Below are 16,933 nucleotides of genomic sequence, written 5' to 3' on the forward strand. Positions count from 1 at the left end.
CTCACTCCATATGAATTCATTTGCCAGCAGTGGGAAAAAGAACCATCACGGTTCATACATAATCCGCACCATCAAATCATGGGACTAAACATCTAACCGGCGCCCAGCGGTCGAAAAGCCACCGTGTCGAACGACTTCAATGAAAACCTCCATTTCGCCAACAGGATGCATCTATTCCCCGAAATTTCCGTGAGAAGCTTTCGATTATAGCGCATCATCCCCAGTGCAGCGACGTTTATATTGCGATCATCTGGCCCGATCTGGCTGCGCCAGTGCTCGGGCCTCCGTTCGACACCATCGGCACGCCGCCGTTGCTCAATCCCTGCCGGCACAAGGCCCATACCGCATCTCGAACGATAAATGTCCAAGAGCTGTCGTCATCAAACAGGAGAGACACAATGAAAAATCTGATCCTTCGAGCCGCAGGGTTGGCACTCTTTGGTTCGGTCGCTGTCTCAGCCGATCCGGCCTATGCAGCTGATACTCTCGTTACGATCGAGAAACTCAATTGGTCGACTGCCGAAAAACTTGCCTCCGAGGCGGTGCGGATTTGCGCGACTCGCGGCTACTCTGTGACCGCGACGGTGGTCGATCCTACGGGCCACCAGCAAGCCGTCATCAAGGGCGATACGGTGCCGTTGCAATCTCTCTCGGTCAGTTATCGCAAGGCCTATACCGCCTATTCCTACGGAATGGCCTTCGACAAAAACTCCACCAGCGAACTCGTCGCCGCGAAGTTGACCGGACCTGCCGACGGCTCGCTGGCGACGGTTCCCGAAGTACTGTTCATCGCGGGCGGTGTGACGCTGCGCAAGGCGGACAAGACCGTGATCGGCGGTATCGGTGTTTCGGGCGCGCCGGGCGGTGACAAGGACGAAGCCTGCGCTCAGGAGGCGGTCAACAAGTTCAAAGCAGACTTCCAGTGAACTGTCGCACTCTTTTTGCGACGGCTCCCCGGTGACGTCTTGCTACCTTCGTTTGCAAGCAAAGGCCACGCCGACGGATGGCATGACCATGACACGATTGCGACGTTCCGACGCGGCAACCGTGCGGCGATCGAGGCGGCGTTCCTGCATGTGCTGGAGTTGGCACGCGAGATAGGACTGATGCGGCTGGGCACGGTGTCGATCGACGGCACGAAGATCGATGCCAACGCCTCGAAATACTGTTCCATCCGTTATGATCGCGCGAAAGAACTGCGCGAGAAACTGGCCACCGACATCGCCACTTTGATGGAGCGGGCGGAAATGGCGGATGCGACCGAGATGGATCACCAGGCCTTGCCGGACGAGCTGGCCCGCCGGGAGGCCGTCGAAACATTGCGGCCAGGGGCGTGGACCCGTTGGTTGCCATCGGACGCCCCGTGGATCGGCGCCCTTATGACTTCCGGCCAGAGCCGCCGACCAAGACGCCGCGCCGCATCACCGAGCCATGGCGCCTGAAAATGAAAGCCAGACCGCAACACAGCGCCATCGGTTACGTCACGCCGAACGAAGCAGAGGAGATCTTCTACACAATCCTGAACGATGGTAAAAAAGCAGCCTGACTATTGAACCAAAAACTTTCCGGTAAACCCGGGACGCTTCACCCGCCGAGGCCGAAGCCAACTATTATGCAGATCTTGAGATCAGCGATATGGCTGCATGATCCATACCTATTGGCCTCCGGGAAACTTCGGAGGCTTCACGTATTTCATCATTCTTCATCATTCATGTGATCGAACGAACTTCCCGGGGAAACAAGCCGGCCGGTCGCGTGGGCCAGACTCGCCGCCTTCGTGAAAGCCTGAGCCTTGCTGACGGCCAGCGCCGCCTGTGCTCCGTAGAGCGCCGAGATGGCGCTGGAGGCATCGGTGAACGTGCCGACGCCGTGCGCGTAGGATTGCGAGGCACTGTCAAAGGCCGTCTGGGCCGTTTTCTGCAGGATCTGCGCCGAATGCACCTGTGCGAGAGCGGTTTCGAGTTCGTCCTGTCCGTCGGCGACCTCGCGTTCCACCGCGATCTGGTCCTTGGCCAGCGCGGCTTCTGCCTGCGCCTTGCGGGACTCCGCCATATGAATGGCGTTGGCACGCAGGCCACCTTGGAAAATCGGCCATGTCATCTGGACGAAGGCCTGGGTCTGGGGCTGTGCGATGGCGGACGCCGGAGCCGATTGCGCCGTTCCGTACGTCTTGAGCTCCCCCAGATACGCGGACACGTTGCTCGCAACCGAGATGCTCGGTGCCAGATTGGCCCTGGCGCCTTTCAGGGCCGCGTCCGCAGCCCTCAGTTTCGCGACGTCGGCCAGAATGTCCGGCCGTGCCCTCAGGGCGGCGTCGATCAGATCGTTGACTTTCTGCGGAGGCATCTCGGGCAAACGCCGGTCGTCGACGGTCTGGACCGTCAGTCGCGTTGTGGCGGGCAGTCCCATCGTGGCGAGCAACGCATGTTTGGTCGCATGTTCGGCATCTTCCGCCTTGTCACAGTCATAATTCGCCTGCGCCAGGTTACGCTCGGCGAGCGCCACATCGACGACCGTTGCCTCGCCGTTATTCCTGCGCGCTCTGGCGGAGCGCAGGAGCAGCGCGGCGTTGTCGGCGGCGGAATGAGAGGCGCGAAGGATGGCCCCGGCGGCCTGGTGCGCATAGTAGGCACGGATGACATCGAGGATCAGTGCCTGATGCGTCGCGGTAAAGCCGAAATTCGCAGCCAGAGCTTGTTGCTGGGACTCCTGCACGAGCGCGCGCGTGCGTCCGAAATCGAACAGAAGGTAATCGAGTTCCAGTTTCGGGAAGACGGCCGCGCCGTTCGATGTCAGATACCCTCGGGACGAAAGGTAATTGGGAAGCGGAAACGCCAGGCGCTGGAAACCGCCCATTGCGGAGAGCGTCAATTGCGGCAGCAGCGCCGCACGGGACATTCCGACCCCGATCGCCGCCTGACGCGCGGCCTCCCACGCGATGCGTGTCTGTGGGTTATGCCGCTCCGCGACATCGATCATTTCCACGAGACCTACTGGCTTTTCACCAATGCCGTCCAGGGAGGTGGTCTCTGCCCGTGCCGCTTCGACCCCCGCCACCGACCCGGCCTCGCGCGGCGCGGCGAAGCCTTTTGATCCGGGCGGCATCCTGAGACCCGTCGATGAGACCGGGCGCCATGGGCTGTCCGGGCTCTCGGGGGCGAGATCGCGTGTGTCGTTACACGCCGTCAGGACAAGGCAGAGTGCGGTGCACCCGAAGCGAACGGCTGTTTTCATTACGAATATCCTGGAAGACAGCATCGAAATCATGCCCGGACATGCCGGACGTCGATAGCGGGCTTGGCTGTCTCGGGTTCGTCGTCCGGAATGAGATCCTCAAGGATGCGTCTCAGCCGTTGATCGAGAACCGCGAACCAGATTTCCCTCTGAGGATCGTCCGGCAACGCAAGCGCAGGGGGGAGTGTCTCGACGAGACTGCCGCCGTTCCGGCCGTCGTCGATCCATGACGCGAAGGCGTCGAACCAGCCTTTCAGTTGCTCCACATGTTTCTGCACCGCGTTATCGGCGGGTACGCGTATATCGGAAAGAATGGCGATGGGTACCGCGAGGAGCTGGATCGCCGTGATCATGCGCGCGTCAATCTGGCGCGCCCCGGATGAGGGCTTGAAACCGAAAATTTCGAGGGGTGCGTTGACGATGGCGTTTCTGACAGCGGCAATTGCCTTGCCGAATTTTTCACGCTCGACTTCCTGTGCTGTTTCGACGAGCGCGTCGGGTTCTGTACGGCGGTAGGCGACGAGCGTGCCGAGGATACGCGTGGCATTGACGAGTTGTCTGCGCGCCACCGCCGTGACGCTGACCGGCCAGAATGTCACAGCCACCAGATAGACCACGATGTTGCCGATCAGAATACCGACGACCCGGTCACGCCCGGTTTCCATATCGAGCGTCGGACCATATCCCTGCAAGACCGTCATGAAGTAGGCAAGGGCAATCTGGACCCCGGCATAGGAAATGCGTTCGCTGCCGCTCTTGATCCATCCGGCCAGGAGTGTGACCGGGATGACAGCCAGAATCAGATCGGTCAGATTTGTCATGTACGGCATCAGAAGGAGGATCGTCCCGATCCCGAATGCCGCGCCGGTCAGAGCGCCGGTGATGCGCAGCAGCATCTTGTGCACCGTATCTCCGACGGTTTCGAGGGAGACCAGGAAGCATGTGACGACGCAGGTCTGGATACCCGGCCACGAGGTGGCGCGCGTGATAGCATAGCAGATCGTGACGGACAGTGCGATGCGCATGGCGGCCTGCGCGTATGCCGGATTTCTGAAGGCATCCGGCTTGAGGTAGGACCGCACTGCTACGGTGATTTCCGGCGTGAAACCTTGCTTTTCGACGTCCGGGATCAGGATGAGCGAGCGGACGACGGTGAGGCCGCGTGCGAGTTCCATGGCTAGAGGAAAACGCATGGGATCGGCGCGAAAGCTTTCGGTCATGGCCGAGAGATCCGTCCCTTCGGCCTCAAGCTCCGTGAGTTCCCGGCGCCGGTTCTGAAGTGTTCTCGCGCAGACGCGGGCCACGCGTCCGGCGGCGCGCATGAATTCAGTGTCCTGACCGCCTTGAAGCGGATGCAGGAACACCATGATCAGGACCAGGCGCGCCATCGTGCGGATCATCGCGATACCGGCACGGTGCCGCGACAATTCCGGATGAAGTTTCGACGCCAGATCGTGAGCGCGCCTGAGGTCCGCCACGCCCGCCTCGGCATAGCGATAGAGGGGGCGCGCGTCTTCGGCAGAGCCGCTCTGGTCATCGCAGAGATCGGCGATCATGTTCAGGCGTGCGACGAGACCGTCGCGCAGGACCACGAGAGGGTCGTGTCCTGCCAGCCTGTTGGTCACGACGAGAAGCGTGATGCCGATCAGAAAGACGAATCCTATCCAAAGCAGGAGATGCAGCATCGACTCTTCGGGCGGCATGAACGCCGCGTCGGGCACGACGCTGTCCGTGGTGTTTCCGACGAATCCGTCCACGGAATATCCGACGGCATCGAGAATATCCGCGTTCATCGCCATATAGACGATCCAGAAGAACAGGATATTGAAGAGCGGTCCCATGGTAGCCGCCTGGGACAGGAAGCCCGCGCAGAGAGTCAGCATGAGCATGCATGGAAGTCGCAGACCAGGTTCCGACAGGCTAAGCATCAGGAACACGATTGTCAGCGCGGTGCCTGCGACGATCGTCATGCCTGCCATCAGCGCCGTACTGGTATTCGAGGCGCCGTCATTCCCGGACAGGAAAAAGCTGATGATGATCAGGATCGACAGCATGGGAATACGGAACGTTTCCCCAATGGTGATCGCGATGACGACCTGTGCCAGAAGAAGCAATGTGTTGCGCAGCCGCCCTGGCGTGGGAAGCATTTCGGCCATGAGCAGGCCGAGGGCACCTGGCGGGTTGCCTTCGTCGATGGCCAGGGGCGCGCGATCCTTCAGCGCGACGCCAGTGCTCATGGCATTACGACCACAACCACAGTGGCGCCGATACGCATGAGGCGCGTTGGGGGATCGCTAAGAAGGATGCGAACGGGGAAGCGCTGCGCGATGCGCACCCAGTTCAGCGTGCGAGGAACTTTCGGAAGACCGCCAGCGCTGGTGCCTTCGTCCGGAACCACGCCGGCATTCAGGCTGTCGATGACGCCATGGATCGGCTGGTCCGGTTTCGCCATGGCATAGATCTTGACCTTTTGTCCCGGTTCGAGCGTGGAGAGCTGGGTTTCCCGAAAATTCGCGATCGCCCACCAATGTTCGTCATCGATCAGGGTGAAGACCGGATGTCCTGTCGTTGCGAATTCGCCCGCGGCGATCGTGAGATCGGTGACGATTCCGTCGCACGGCGCCCGAACCGTTGTCAGGCGGAGATCGCGTTGCGCCTCTTTCAGCACGGCTTGCGCGGCCGCGAGTTCGGCCCGGAGGGGGGCGACGCTGCGCACGGCCTGCCGCGCCGAGCGCGCGGCCTGCAAGGCCGACTGGAGACCCGCTTCCGCGCTGCGGGTTTCGGTGCGTGCCTGGTCCAGCGATTCCCGCGTTACGAATCCCTGGCGGGTCAAAGGCTCCAGGCGCGCCTGGGTGGCCTGCGCGAGAGAAAGACGTGCGCGAGCGGCATTGACACTGCTGGCTTCGGCCCCCGCGCGGGAAAGCTGCGAGCTGACCTGATTCGTCTGGACGTCGATCTGCGCCTTGAGATTTTCGACCTGCGCCTCGGCCTGCTGAACGCGATATTCAAACGGCTCGGGGTCGATGACGAAAAGGACCTGCCCACGCTGAACGTGCTGGTTGTCCCGGACAACAAGAGAAACGATTCGTCCGCTGACTTCGGGAGCAAGATGGACGATGTCCGCGGAAAGATAGGCGTCTTCCGTCCTGGGTCGTTGATGCAGCCGATCGAGGACGAAGATGCCGAGAACCGTACACCCGAACAGGGACAGGACGAGAAGCGCGATTCCGCCGATCCGGGAGGGAGAAAACTGGAAGCTTCCCATGTTCAGTGTCCGAAAACCAGAAGCCAGATAAGGAATGTGATGGAAAGCGCGAATGCCAGATATGTCAGCATCGGGACCGGCACGGCTTCAGGCACGCCGAACATGCCGATCAGCGCCCTGAGAAGGGCGGACGATACGGCGCCCAGCATGACGCAGATCATCCATGAAGGAAAGAAAGACCCCAGGACGTTCTGCAACGGCGCGGATGAGCAGCCACACAAGAAAAGAGGAAGAGCAAGCCCAGCTGATTCGATCGGGAAATATTTTTTCCTGTTTTGCATGATCAGGTGCGCACGCATAACTGTATTTCCCCATAGGCTGATTCAGGGACCCTGATTCTATGTCATGTCAGGCGAAAACGAAATCGGCCGGGCAACGAAAAAGCAGCATCTCCCGCGCCGGAAGAGATTTTTCGCGCCACTTCCCCGAAAAGGTGGCCGGACGGCAACGCTGCCGGCTTGTCCACCCCCCCATACACCCCTGCTCGGAACCGGCGGCAGAAGATCTGCCGCCGCTGAAATGAGGGATTTCCCTCATGGCATGAGAGGTGCTTCGGGCACCCGGTCAGAAAAAGACAATGCCGGTGACGGGTCGCCCCAGGTCGAAGATGGCGGTCTTCTTTCCTGTCCGCAGGGCGACCTCGTAGACTTTTCCGGAGAGGTCCGAAACGTAGGCGATGTCTCCGGAAGGAGCGAGGGCCATTCCGATCGCCTCCTTGAAGCCCCGGGCGACAACCTCGTGCGATGACAGGCCGACATCGGTGAGACGCGCCCGGTTGAGCGAGTTTCCATCGGGTTCGGCGCCACGATCGGTCCAGTACAGAAAACCGTTCCGATGGTCTATTTCGAGGTCGATGGGTTCGGGCAGATGCTCAAGGAGCACGAGGATGTCGGACCGGTTCCATGGCATTTCGCCTTCGGGAATATCGAGCTTCGCCCGGAAAATCCTTCCGCGTCCGCCTTTGGGCGGTCCTTTCTGGGTCCAGTAGAGATGGCCGCGCGCCCGATCGACCACGATGCCCACGCACTGATTCATTTTGTCACGGGGGATGGGTTCGCCACGGCCACGTTCGACCAGCGTTGTCAGGCCGCTGCCATCCGTGCCCGCGCGCATGACGCGGCCGCCTTCGCGGTCACACCAGTAGAGCATCCTGTGGTCCGGCTCCAGCACCAGTTGCTTCGGGGTATGGATCGTCCCGCCGCCGACCAGTTCGGTCGATCCTGAACCATCCAGCTTGCAGCGCATGATCCTGCCATCCGGCGCGAGGAAATCTTCACCCTCCCGCTCCGCCCCCATGTCCGTCCAGTAGAGAGAGTCCGCCGACACATCGACCTGAATGCCATCGGGATGTCCGGCACCATCGATGTTCAACACGGTCTCCCCCGATGCCAGGTCAATGACGGTCACATGGCCGCCGAAAACGTCGAGCAGGGCCAGTCGCCCCTGTGAAGCACTGTGATTGCTCATGAATATTTTCCTTTCATGTCGCGCATCGAACAGGCGGATGCGCAGGCGCGCGCCGTCAGGGTGAAAGCCACTCCGGCCTGCTCGCTCCCCTGGGCACGAGTGGCGTGGCGTAGAAACCCGGCGTACGCGACATTGTTACCTGATCGGTCACACCCTGATAATGGCCGCATGGTGTCTCTGCCTGGAAAAGTTCGGGATCGAAATATTCGTGCCCGCCAGCCGTTCCCGCCATCGCGGCAGCGTAGGATTTGTCGAAAATGCCCATATGCAGCAGCCAGAGCGACAGGCGCGCCAGTGAGATGCGGATGCGATAACTTCCGCCTTCCACGGCACGCCGACGCAGCGCGGCCGCCACCGCGACACTCGAAATCCAGGACATCGCAAAATCGTTCACGACGAAAATCTCGGTGAGTTTCGGTCTCTCAGGCGTGCCCTCGTGCGTAAAGACGCCGCTCACGCCGCCGGCATTCTGATCGAAGCCGATCCGATCCGCCCAAGGCCCCTTCCAGCCGTAGAGCGACATGTCCACATGGATCAGGCCGGGATTGATCTCCGCCAACTGCTCCGCCGTCAGGTTGTGGCGCGCCAGATAGCCGGGACGACGGTTCGAAAAGAAGATGTCCGCCCCCCGTATCAGTTCCCTGAAGCGCGACATGCCCTCGGCGGCCTTCAGGTCGAGCATCGACGAGCGCATGCCGACATTGGCGCTGTAATAGACGAGGTCGACCTCGAAATCGCCGGGCGTCCATATATTGAGAACGTCCGCGGCGTGATGGGCAAGAGCCCTCCCCAGTCCCGCCCCCGCGATCACATGGCCGACCCCCGTGGCCCGAATGCCGTCCAGCGGCGTTCGGGGCGACGGTTTGAACGGCACGGGATCGCTGTCGCCGATTTTCGTGATCTCGACCAGCGGCATATCCTTGAGATAGGAAAACTGTTCCGTCGCGAGGAATTCGTCGGCGGTGCGAACGAGCGTTGCCTGCAATCCCGCTTCGTTGAATCGTTCCTCCAGAGCGAGGCCGTCATGTTTCCGAACGGCCGCGGCAACCGCCGTCACGCTGTCATTGCAGCCCAGCAATGCGAGCGCCTGGCTCTTCGTCGTCGGATAGATGTTGAGCAATTGTATCCAGCGCTCATCCCGGGTCTGGTACATATAACTCGGCAAGAACGGGTTCACCGGATCGGAGGGCGCGCCGGGCGGATAGCCGTTCAGCAACTCCCACTTCCTGTCATAAAACGGACAAAGCCTGTGCAGCACCGTGCGAAGATCGACGGACAGATCCTGACCTTCCCCGGTCCGAGCCTTCCAGATGCTCGCGAAAGCGACAGCCTTGGCCATCAGCGAAACGCCGGCCATCGTCGCCAAAGGCCATGGGCTCGAAATGATCGGGTCCTTGCCGATGAACGTGACAGTGCCACCCGAATCGCCGGTATCCAGGCCGACGGAGGTCAGAACGTCCTGCAACTCCCGCGCAGGATCAATCGTATCATCCGACGTGAGCGGCGTCGAAAGCGAACGCCGAATCCGGTCTTCGATCGTCATATCCATGATGTGCGCCTCACGCGACAGTGGAAAATTGCAATCAGGGCAGGTCTGCCGCCTTGTCCTTCAGTGCGAGAAGTTGAATCAGAACGTCGTCGCGCTGATTTTCGACATCAGCCACCGCGTGCCCGCCGAGTTCATCCCTGATCCCCTCGACGGCTTCCGCCTTGATTTCCGGCGTGAAGGACGAAAGCGTTCCGAGGTCCGCCCACCATGTTTCAATCGGCGGTCCCAGATGATCGATCACATGGGCGATGCCGCCACTGCCGCCGGACAGATTCAGGTTCATGAACGGCCCCAGGAGCGCCCAGCGCAGACCAGGTCCGTGAGAAATTGCCGCGTCGACATCCGCGACGGACGCAACCCCCTCGTGAACCAGAGAAAAGGCCTCGCGAAAGAGGGCCGCCTGCAACCGGTTCGCCACATGCCCCTTGACCTCGCGCCGGACATGGATCGCCTTCTTGCCGATATCGCGATAGAACCTGAGCGTTCGCTCGATCACCTGAGGCGAGGTTTCCTTGCCGCCGACGACCTCCACCAGCGGAATCAGATGCGGCGGGTTGAACGGATGGCCGAGCACCACGCGCTCCGGATGAATGGCTGCGTCCTGAATGTCCGATATCCGGATACCCGACGTCGAACTCGCGATGATCACGTCCTCGCGAATGGCCGGTGTGATTTCCGCAAGGAGGGTCCGCTTGATATCGACGCGCTCGGGACCGTTCTCCTGAATGAAATCGACATCAGCCATCGCCGTGATGGGGTCGGTGTTGAAACTCAGCCGTTCCATCGACGCCCCCGGTGACAACCCCATCTTGCTGAGCAGAATCCAGTCCCGTGCAACGAGTCGGCGCAGAGTCCGTTCCGCGTCCGGTGCCGGGTCGGTCGCGCTGACGTCGAAGCCGCGCGCCAGAAAATAGGCGGCCCAGCTCGCGCCGATGACACCGCATCCTATGACGCCAATTTTCCGGATCGTATTCATGATTTCGTTCTCTCCCAGGCCACGGAACGGCATCGTCGATGGGGGCCGTCGGGTTTCGTGTCCAAGGAGAAAATAGGGTTTCGTTGCCAGAGTTCCCAAGACTTGATATCTGTATCAGAGATGCTTGAGGGGCATGGATGGAGCTGCGCCATATCCGTTATTTCGTTGCCGTGGCTGATAGCGGCAGCGTGTCCGGCGCGGCACGATCCCAATTGCACACCTCGCAACCCTCTCTCAGCCGCCAACTTCTCGATCTGGAGGAGGGCCTGGGCGTCAAATTGTTCGACCGAAAGTCACGCGGCATCTATCTGACCGACGCCGGTTTCATATTTCTCGAACATTGCCGACAGATTCTCAAACAGGTCGACGACGCAGTTGCCGCGGCCCGAAGTGCCCCCGCAATTCTTCGTGTCGGTATTCTGCCCGGTCTCGAGGATACGGTCCTGCCTCAACTCAATCGGATCGTCGCCAAGTATTCCAGTGAGGCGGAGATGCGGATCACGGGAGCGTCTTCTCCGCGCCTCATCGATGCACTACGCGCCGGCACGATCGACATCGCATTCCTGAGACAGGATGAGGACGCGCCGGACATTCATTTCGACCTGACGGGTCATAACGAGATCGCTCTTTTCCTGTCTGCCGGGCACCCGCTCGCACGGCGGACGGAGATTGGTTATACCGACCTTGTCCGGCAAACCTATGTTTCTGTCGCCCGCCAGTCGGCACCAGCCCTGTGGCGCGCGATCGAAATCTGGGCTCAGCGAAAAAACCTGTCGCTCGAACCGACTCACGAAGCCGGCAATACGGCCTCCGCATTCTCTCTCATACGGGCGGTCAACGGCTTCTCGCTTCTGCCGACATTCACGTCGCAGTTCCTTTTGCCCGGCGTTCTGGTCCGGCAACTCGCGGACGGTCCCGCGGCGTTGCCCCTGATGATCGGGCACCGGCCCAAAAGTCATTCCAGAGCAAGCGCTCTCGTTTCAATCGTGCGGGACAGGTGGGGTCGCGACACGCATCCCGTCGGGCAGCAGGCGTGACCCTCATTGGAATCGCGGACGGGGCATGGCGGATCACGCCCTGCGCGCGCCAGAAAGAGCGGAATATGAAGAAAGAGCGGAATATGATTTTTTATTTTCTGCTTCCTTAGACGCAGCCGCATGCAATCGCCGTCAGGTCGAGCTGACGGCCAGCGACTCGCCGATATGGCGTTTCGGGTGATCGATCACGCTCATGACGAATGTCGCCGCCGTGTGCCATCCCGTTTCATCGCATCCACCAGCGGCTGGGCGAAACCCATCATCCTGTATGGGCCAAGATTCGAGAACACGATATGTACGTCCAGCGGCCTGGTCAGGGCGTCCGTCTCCGTGACTGCCTGAATATCTGATTGCGATCGATGGTGAGGCGACCGGATTGAGGCGGTTTCGAAAAAATGGCGACCTGTTCACGTATTTGTGTATTTTTCTCGACCCGGCAAGGGATGGCGTGGGCGAAGCGAGGACAAGAGACGGCGCGCAGCCACGATTGGCAGCGGCGCCATGAGTGTTGAAAAATCGTGAAATCATACATTGAGGGATTTCCCTCATTTTCTTCCGGATGGAATGGCCTATGCTCCGGTCCATGCCTTATCGGTCCGGCTGATCGTGGCAGGAAGATCCTGGAAATTCACCACGCATCAACCGGTAGCGGCAGGCTTAACAACAGGAGAAGATCCATGAGCGATGAACAACTGAGCCGCGCTCCGGTTCCTGATCGGGCAGAGGACGACGCCTTCTTCCCGTCGGAATACTCCCTGACCAAATACACGTCCTCGAAGACCGATTTCGACGGTACGACCTATCCGAAGCCCTATACGGGCGGAAAGTGGAAGATCCTGATGATCGGGTCTCAGGAGCGTTATCTGATGATGAAGGGCGGCGAGTTCTTCTCGACCGGCAATCATCCGGTCGAAATGCTCCTGCCCATGTACCATCTGGACGCGGCGGGCTTCGAGATCGACGTCGCAACCATTTCCGGCGATCCGGTGAAGTTCGAGTGGTGGGCGTTCCCGCACGAGGACGAGGCCGTCAAGTCGATCTACAAGAAATACGAAAAGCAGCTCAAGGCGCCGAAGAAACTCGCGGACGTGATCGGCGACGGCTTTACGGCCGAGACGCCGTATCTCGGCGTGTTCATCCCTGGCGGCCACGGCGTGCTCAACGGTGTCCCGTTCAGCAGGCAGGTCGGTGACATCCTGCACTGGGCGCAGGCCAACGAGCGTTTCACGATCTCGCTCTGCCACGGCCCGGCCAGCCTTCTGGCCACGGCGGTCGATGGCGGCAAGTTCGCCTATGAAGGGTATGAGATGTGCGTGTTCCCGGACACGCTGGACACCGGGGCGAATATCGAGATCGGCTACATTCCCGGCCCGATGGCGTGGCTGGTGGGTGAAAACCTTCGCAAGTACAATGTAAAGATCCTCAACACGGGCATCACCGGCCAGGTGCATCGCGATCGTCACCTGCTGACTGGCGACAGTCCGCTTGCGTCGAACAATCTCGGCAAACTCGCGGCCACGGCGTTGCTAGAAGCCGTCAATAAATAAGCCGGAGCCGCGCGCGGTCGCACGGGATGTCATACACCCTGCAACCGCGTGACGTTCCTGTTCTACCGAGAACGGATCCTGTTTGGATGTATGCCGTCAGACAGGTGAAGATGCTCGTAAAAACAACAAACCGGATTATTTCCGCCGAACCTGTGTCCGGTGGAAATACGCCCGGACGTTCGGTCGCGTTACGGCTCCCGATATTGGCGCCGACCTGTCGCGCCTTGTCGAATGCCTTGTGAGCCAGACTCATGCCGCATGTCCTGTCCTGAAAGAGAAACAGATGTCCCGTGCCTGGACACTCGTCTCCCGTCCCAAGGGCTCTCCGACCATGGAGAATTTCGCCTTGCGGGAAACACCCGACCAGCCGTTGAACGACGGCGAGATCAGGGTGGCCAACAGCTTCTTCTCCGTCGATCCCTACATGCGCCCGCGCATGGACGAGGGGGAGGACAGCTACATCGCGCCGTTCGCGCTGAACGCGCCCATGACGGGCGCCGCCGTCGGTCGGGTGGTCGAAACACGCTCGGACCGTTTCAAGGTCGGCGATCGGGTCAGCCACTTCCTGGGCTGGCGGGATCGCGCGACCCTGAGGGCCGAAGATGCCCTCTCGTTGCCGGACGGCGAGCTGAAGGATGAATCCTTCCTTGATGTGCTGGGCGCCATCGGGATGACGGCCTATTTCGGGCTGTTCGACGTCGCCGAAGCCAAACCGGGCGATGTCGTGTTCGTGTCGGCCGCCGCGGGGGCCGTCGGGTCGTTGGTGGTGCAGATCGCCAAGCTGCGCGGCATGACCGTCATCGGCTCGGCTGGCGGCACGGAGAAATGCGACTTCGTGCGCGGCCTGGGTGCTGATCATGTCATCGATTACAAGTCGCCCGGCCCGTTCGAGGACAAGCTGCGCGCGGCGGCTCCTGACGGTCTGGACGTGTATTTCGACAATGTCGGCGGCGAACAGCTCGACGCGGCGATGGGAATCGCGAATCGTGATGCCCGTTTCGCGATCTGCGGCATGATCGGGATGTACAACTCCGACGCACCGATCGGGTTCTCGAACCTGTTCCGGGTCATTTCCAAACGCCTGCAGATTCGTGGCTTTATCAACAGTGATTTCATGGCGCGCCGCAGTGAGTGTCTGGCGCAAATGGGATACTGGGTGTCCAAGGGCCTGATCCAGAGCCGCTACACGACCTTCGAGGGTCTCGAGAGCGGACCGGAGGCATTCTTCTCGCTGTTCAGCGGCGGCAATACCGGCAAGGCGCTTGTGCATGTGGGCGGGTAACGCCCGATAGTTCTGATGGAGGCGATTCAAATGTCACTCACCACCACCGTCGAGACGTTCTTCGAGGCCTATCGCCGACAGGATATCGACGCCATGCTCGCGTGTTTCTCGGACGGCGGGACCATTCACTACGTCCCCGTCGGTCTCGACGGCTCCGCGCGTCAGCAGGGCGTTGCCATCTGGACCGGGCTGATAAACGTCTTCCCCGACCTGACGAACAGGATCATGGCCCTTTATGCTGGTGATGACGGCCGTTCCGTGACAGTTGAGATCATGATTTCGGGTACGCAGGCGAAGGACGGATTCGACATTCCCAATCTGGGCAAGCGATTCGAACTGCCGCACGCCTTCATCGTCACCGGCAGCCCTGACGGCGGCATCGATCGCATGACGGCATACTGGGACAATGCCGCGTGGTTTACGATGCTGGGCAAGACCACTCTGGCCTGATGTCGTTTGGGAAGGTAACGGGAAGATGAGGGAAACCGGTCGCACCGGTCGCCGGGGAGGCCGGACATGACAGGCTCGATTGCCGAAACGGCGTTTGCGACCGCGACCCTGGTCGCGAAAGCCGAAACGCAGGAAACCGTCGAGGATGCCATCCGGTCGTTCGGGCGCATGCTTGGGTATGACCGCTTCGTGCTGTTTGCGGCGTCTTCGGCGCGCGAGGACGTCGTCGATCGCATATACTGGGTCGAGGGCGACTGGTTTGGCGGGGGCAAATCCGTCGATGCCTCCAGCTATGTCCGGCGCTGTCCGGTGACGCATCATATGATCGAGGCACACGCGCCGTTCTTCTGGACCAAGACGTCCGGAGCGTCCGGAGAATGCTACCGCATGGTCCAGACTCCGACCGGAGAGGGCATCCATGGCATTCAGATCCCGATCTTCGGGCCGCTTGGCCTCGAAGGCGCCATGAGCCTGGGGGGGACGCGGATCGACGCTTCGGTCACGGCGCGCCTCGCCCTTTCCCTGGTCGCCGACACCGCATTCTCGACCGTGCGCGGGCTGCTTGACGGCCCGAGCGAGAATAGTGCGGTCCGTCTTTCGGAACGGGAGCGCGAAGTGCTGTCCTGGACTGCGGCGGGACGCCGTCAGATCGATATCGCGGCAATCCTCGGGCTTTCGGAACGCACAGTCGAAAACCATCTGCGACGTATCCGTAAACGGCTTGGCGCATCGACCACGGCCCAGGCTATCCGCACGGCCATACAGAGTGGCGATATCGAGAGCTGAAGGCCGGATCGTTTTCCGTCGTGGCTTCCGGTCGAAGAGCCGCATAAGGATGGAGCGACAGTGCCGCCGCAGCACGCCCGGAGCCTCGATGGCCGCCACGGATCTCTTTGAATTTCTCCTCCTTCTTCTGATCATCGCCCTGGAGGTCGTGGCTCAGCGGCTGCGGCTTCCATCGTCGATCGCGCTGATCGCAGGGGGAACGGCTCTGGCCATGATCCCCGGCCCCCGTATCGAAATGCCGCCCGAACTTGCTCTGATCCTCTTCATGCCGCCGCCCCGACGCCGTCGTCGCGCGGGCCGCGTGCAGGCGCAGTTGCAGGGCGAGAGCCTTCTGAACGATGCGGCCAGCCTGATGCTGGTTCGCGTGGCTGTGGTCGCGCCGATCTCGCATCGCTTCAGCATCGGGACAGCGATGCAGACCTTTTCGATGCTCACGGCTGGCGGCGTGGCGGTGGGACTGGTGATCGGTCTGACGGCGATCCGCATCTATCCGCGCCTGCGGGATACCTCCCTCGTCGTGCTGACCTCCCTGCTGGTTTCGTGGGGATCCTACATTATCCATGAGCGGCTCGAAGTTTCCGGCGTACTGGCGACCATCACGACCGGCATGCTGATCGGATGGCACCAGCACAAGGTCTTTTCCGCTTCGATGCGACCGCACATCGTGTCGTTCTGGAAAGTCGTGGTCTTCCTGATGGAAGCGGCCGTGTTCATGCAGATCGGATTCTCGCTGCGTGAGATCACGATGCGGATCGGCAGCCTGCCTGGCGTCTGGGCGCTTTACGGCGTGCCTGTGTGCGGGACACTGGCGGCGATCTTTCTCGCGCGTTTCCTGTGGGTCTACGGTGCGATCCCGGTAACCCGTGCATGCGCCGCACTCACCGGCCGCCCCATGCCCCTCCATCCTGGCGGGATGCGTTCATCGTGAACTGGGTCGGAATGCGCGGCGTGATGACGATCGCAATCGCCCTGGCGCTGCCCGATGCCATGCCCGGCCGCTCCCTGATCGTCGTCGCCGCATTCACGACCGTGATGGTCACCGTCGTGCTGCAAGGCACCTCGCTTGGATGGATCATTTCCCTGCTCGGCTCGGGCGCGCGTTCGGAGCAGGCTGCCCTCATGACGCGCGCGGAAATCATGGCGCAGATCACGGAGGCCCAGCGCCTCGCGGCGGAGAGGCTGGAACCGGATGCGGGCGTTTCTCCCGCGCTTCTCGACCAGTTCATGCAACGCGCTCGGCATGCCTGAAGCGTCCCGGGTTTCCCGGAGGCTCCTATCTGTGAGAAGGAGCCATGATGAACATGATGAGCCAGAGATTTTCGCCTGAGGTCCGGGAACGT

The 16,933-nt window shown here is 61.1% G+C and carries 16 protein-coding genes and 1 pseudogene; 10 read left to right on the forward strand and 7 right to left on the reverse strand.

Annotated elements, in window-relative coordinates; genetic code table 11:
- Positions 1-398 precede the first annotated feature (398 nt).
- Positions 399-926 (forward strand): GlcG/HbpS family heme-binding protein, encoded by a 528-nt coding sequence (locus tag EDC31_RS15640; protein WP_042062955.1) that lies wholly within the window; start codon positions 399-401, stop codon positions 924-926.
- Positions 927-1,010: 84 nt separating this feature from the next.
- Positions 1,011-1,468 (forward strand): annotated as a pseudogene (locus tag EDC31_RS15645) (IS5/IS1182 family transposase); the annotation flags it as partial.
- Positions 1,469-1,695: 227 nt separating this feature from the next.
- On the opposite strand, the gene EDC31_RS15650 reads toward EDC31_RS15645, so the two are convergent.
- The 7 genes from EDC31_RS15650 to EDC31_RS15680 form a co-directional block, all read right to left on the reverse strand.
- Positions 1,696-3,234, reverse strand: coding sequence for a TolC family protein (locus tag EDC31_RS15650; protein WP_158310355.1), 1,539 nt, complete (start codon positions 3,232-3,234; stop codon positions 1,696-1,698).
- Positions 3,235-3,263: 29 nt separating this feature from the next.
- Positions 3,264-5,471, reverse strand: a complete 2,208-nt coding sequence (locus EDC31_RS15655) for an FUSC family protein (protein ID WP_042061271.1) — start codon at positions 5,469-5,471, stop codon at positions 3,264-3,266.
- The gene (locus tag EDC31_RS15660; protein WP_042061274.1) at positions 5,468-6,499 is read right to left on the reverse strand and encodes an efflux RND transporter periplasmic adaptor subunit; all 1,032 of its coding nucleotides are present in this window, start codon (positions 6,497-6,499) and stop codon (positions 5,468-5,470) included. Before EDC31_RS15660 ends, EDC31_RS15655 begins: the two co-directional genes overlap by 4 nt.
- Positions 6,500-6,501: 2 nt before the next feature.
- Entirely contained in the window at positions 6,502-6,798 is a 297-nt protein-coding gene (locus EDC31_RS15665; RefSeq protein ID WP_052512163.1) for a YtcA family lipoprotein, read from the reverse strand.
- A gap of 265 nt (positions 6,799-7,063) precedes the next feature.
- Positions 7,064-7,966, reverse strand: coding sequence for an SMP-30/gluconolactonase/LRE family protein (locus EDC31_RS15670; RefSeq protein WP_042061275.1), 903 nt, complete (start codon positions 7,964-7,966; stop codon positions 7,064-7,066).
- Positions 7,967-8,021: 55 nt separating this feature from the next.
- Positions 8,022-9,515: a CoA transferase gene (locus EDC31_RS15675; RefSeq protein WP_204366703.1), complete on the reverse strand. Its 1,494-nt coding sequence runs from the start codon at positions 9,513-9,515 to the stop codon at positions 8,022-8,024.
- A gap of 34 nt (positions 9,516-9,549) precedes the next feature.
- Positions 9,550-10,491, reverse strand: a complete 942-nt coding sequence (locus EDC31_RS15680) for a 3-hydroxyacyl-CoA dehydrogenase NAD-binding domain-containing protein (RefSeq protein ID WP_042061297.1) — start codon at positions 10,489-10,491, stop codon at positions 9,550-9,552.
- A 137-nt stretch (positions 10,492-10,628) separates the two neighbouring features.
- On the opposite strand from EDC31_RS15680, the gene EDC31_RS15685 reads away from it, so the two are divergent.
- The 8 genes from EDC31_RS15685 to EDC31_RS18415 all read left to right on the forward strand — a co-directional run bounded on the left by EDC31_RS15685 (position 10,629) and on the right by EDC31_RS18415 (position 16,841).
- Positions 10,629-11,528, forward strand: coding sequence for a LysR family transcriptional regulator (locus EDC31_RS15685; RefSeq protein WP_042061278.1), 900 nt, complete (start codon positions 10,629-10,631; stop codon positions 11,526-11,528).
- Positions 11,529-11,553: 25 nt separating this feature from the next.
- Complete coding sequence (locus EDC31_RS17825; protein WP_158310356.1) at positions 11,554-11,709, forward strand: hypothetical protein; 156 nt, start codon at positions 11,554-11,556, stop codon at positions 11,707-11,709.
- A gap of 496 nt (positions 11,710-12,205) precedes the next feature.
- On the forward strand, positions 12,206-13,075 hold the full coding sequence (gene hchA, locus EDC31_RS15690) for a glyoxalase III HchA (protein ID WP_042061281.1): 870 nt from the start codon (positions 12,206-12,208) through the stop codon (positions 13,073-13,075).
- A 283-nt stretch (positions 13,076-13,358) separates the two neighbouring features.
- Positions 13,359-14,357, forward strand: coding sequence for an NADP-dependent oxidoreductase (locus tag EDC31_RS15695; protein WP_042061283.1), 999 nt, complete (start codon positions 13,359-13,361; stop codon positions 14,355-14,357).
- Positions 14,358-14,387: 30 nt separating this feature from the next.
- Positions 14,388-14,807 carry a nuclear transport factor 2 family protein gene (locus tag EDC31_RS15700; RefSeq protein ID WP_042061298.1) on the forward strand — a complete coding sequence of 140 codons (420 nt, stop codon included), beginning with the start codon at positions 14,388-14,390 and terminating at the stop codon, positions 14,805-14,807.
- A 66-nt stretch (positions 14,808-14,873) separates the two neighbouring features.
- Entirely contained in the window at positions 14,874-15,593 is a 720-nt protein-coding gene (locus tag EDC31_RS15705; protein ID WP_042061285.1) for a PA1136 family autoinducer-binding transcriptional regulator, read from the forward strand.
- A gap of 88 nt (positions 15,594-15,681) precedes the next feature.
- The gene (locus tag EDC31_RS18410) at positions 15,682-16,521 is read left to right on the forward strand and encodes a cation:proton antiporter domain-containing protein (RefSeq protein ID WP_042061287.1); all 840 of its coding nucleotides are present in this window, start codon (positions 15,682-15,684) and stop codon (positions 16,519-16,521) included.
- Positions 16,518-16,841 carry a hypothetical protein gene (locus EDC31_RS18415; RefSeq protein ID WP_158310357.1) on the forward strand — a complete coding sequence of 108 codons (324 nt, stop codon included), beginning with the start codon at positions 16,518-16,520 and terminating at the stop codon, positions 16,839-16,841. The genes EDC31_RS18410 and EDC31_RS18415 overlap by 4 nt, the downstream gene beginning before the upstream one ends.
- Positions 16,842-16,933: the final 92 nt, after the last annotated feature.

It is taken from the genome of Acidomonas methanolica, assembly GCF_004346035.1.
In the GTDB taxonomy this organism is placed as follows: Bacteria; Pseudomonadota; Alphaproteobacteria; order Acetobacterales; family Acetobacteraceae; genus Acidomonas; species Acidomonas methanolica.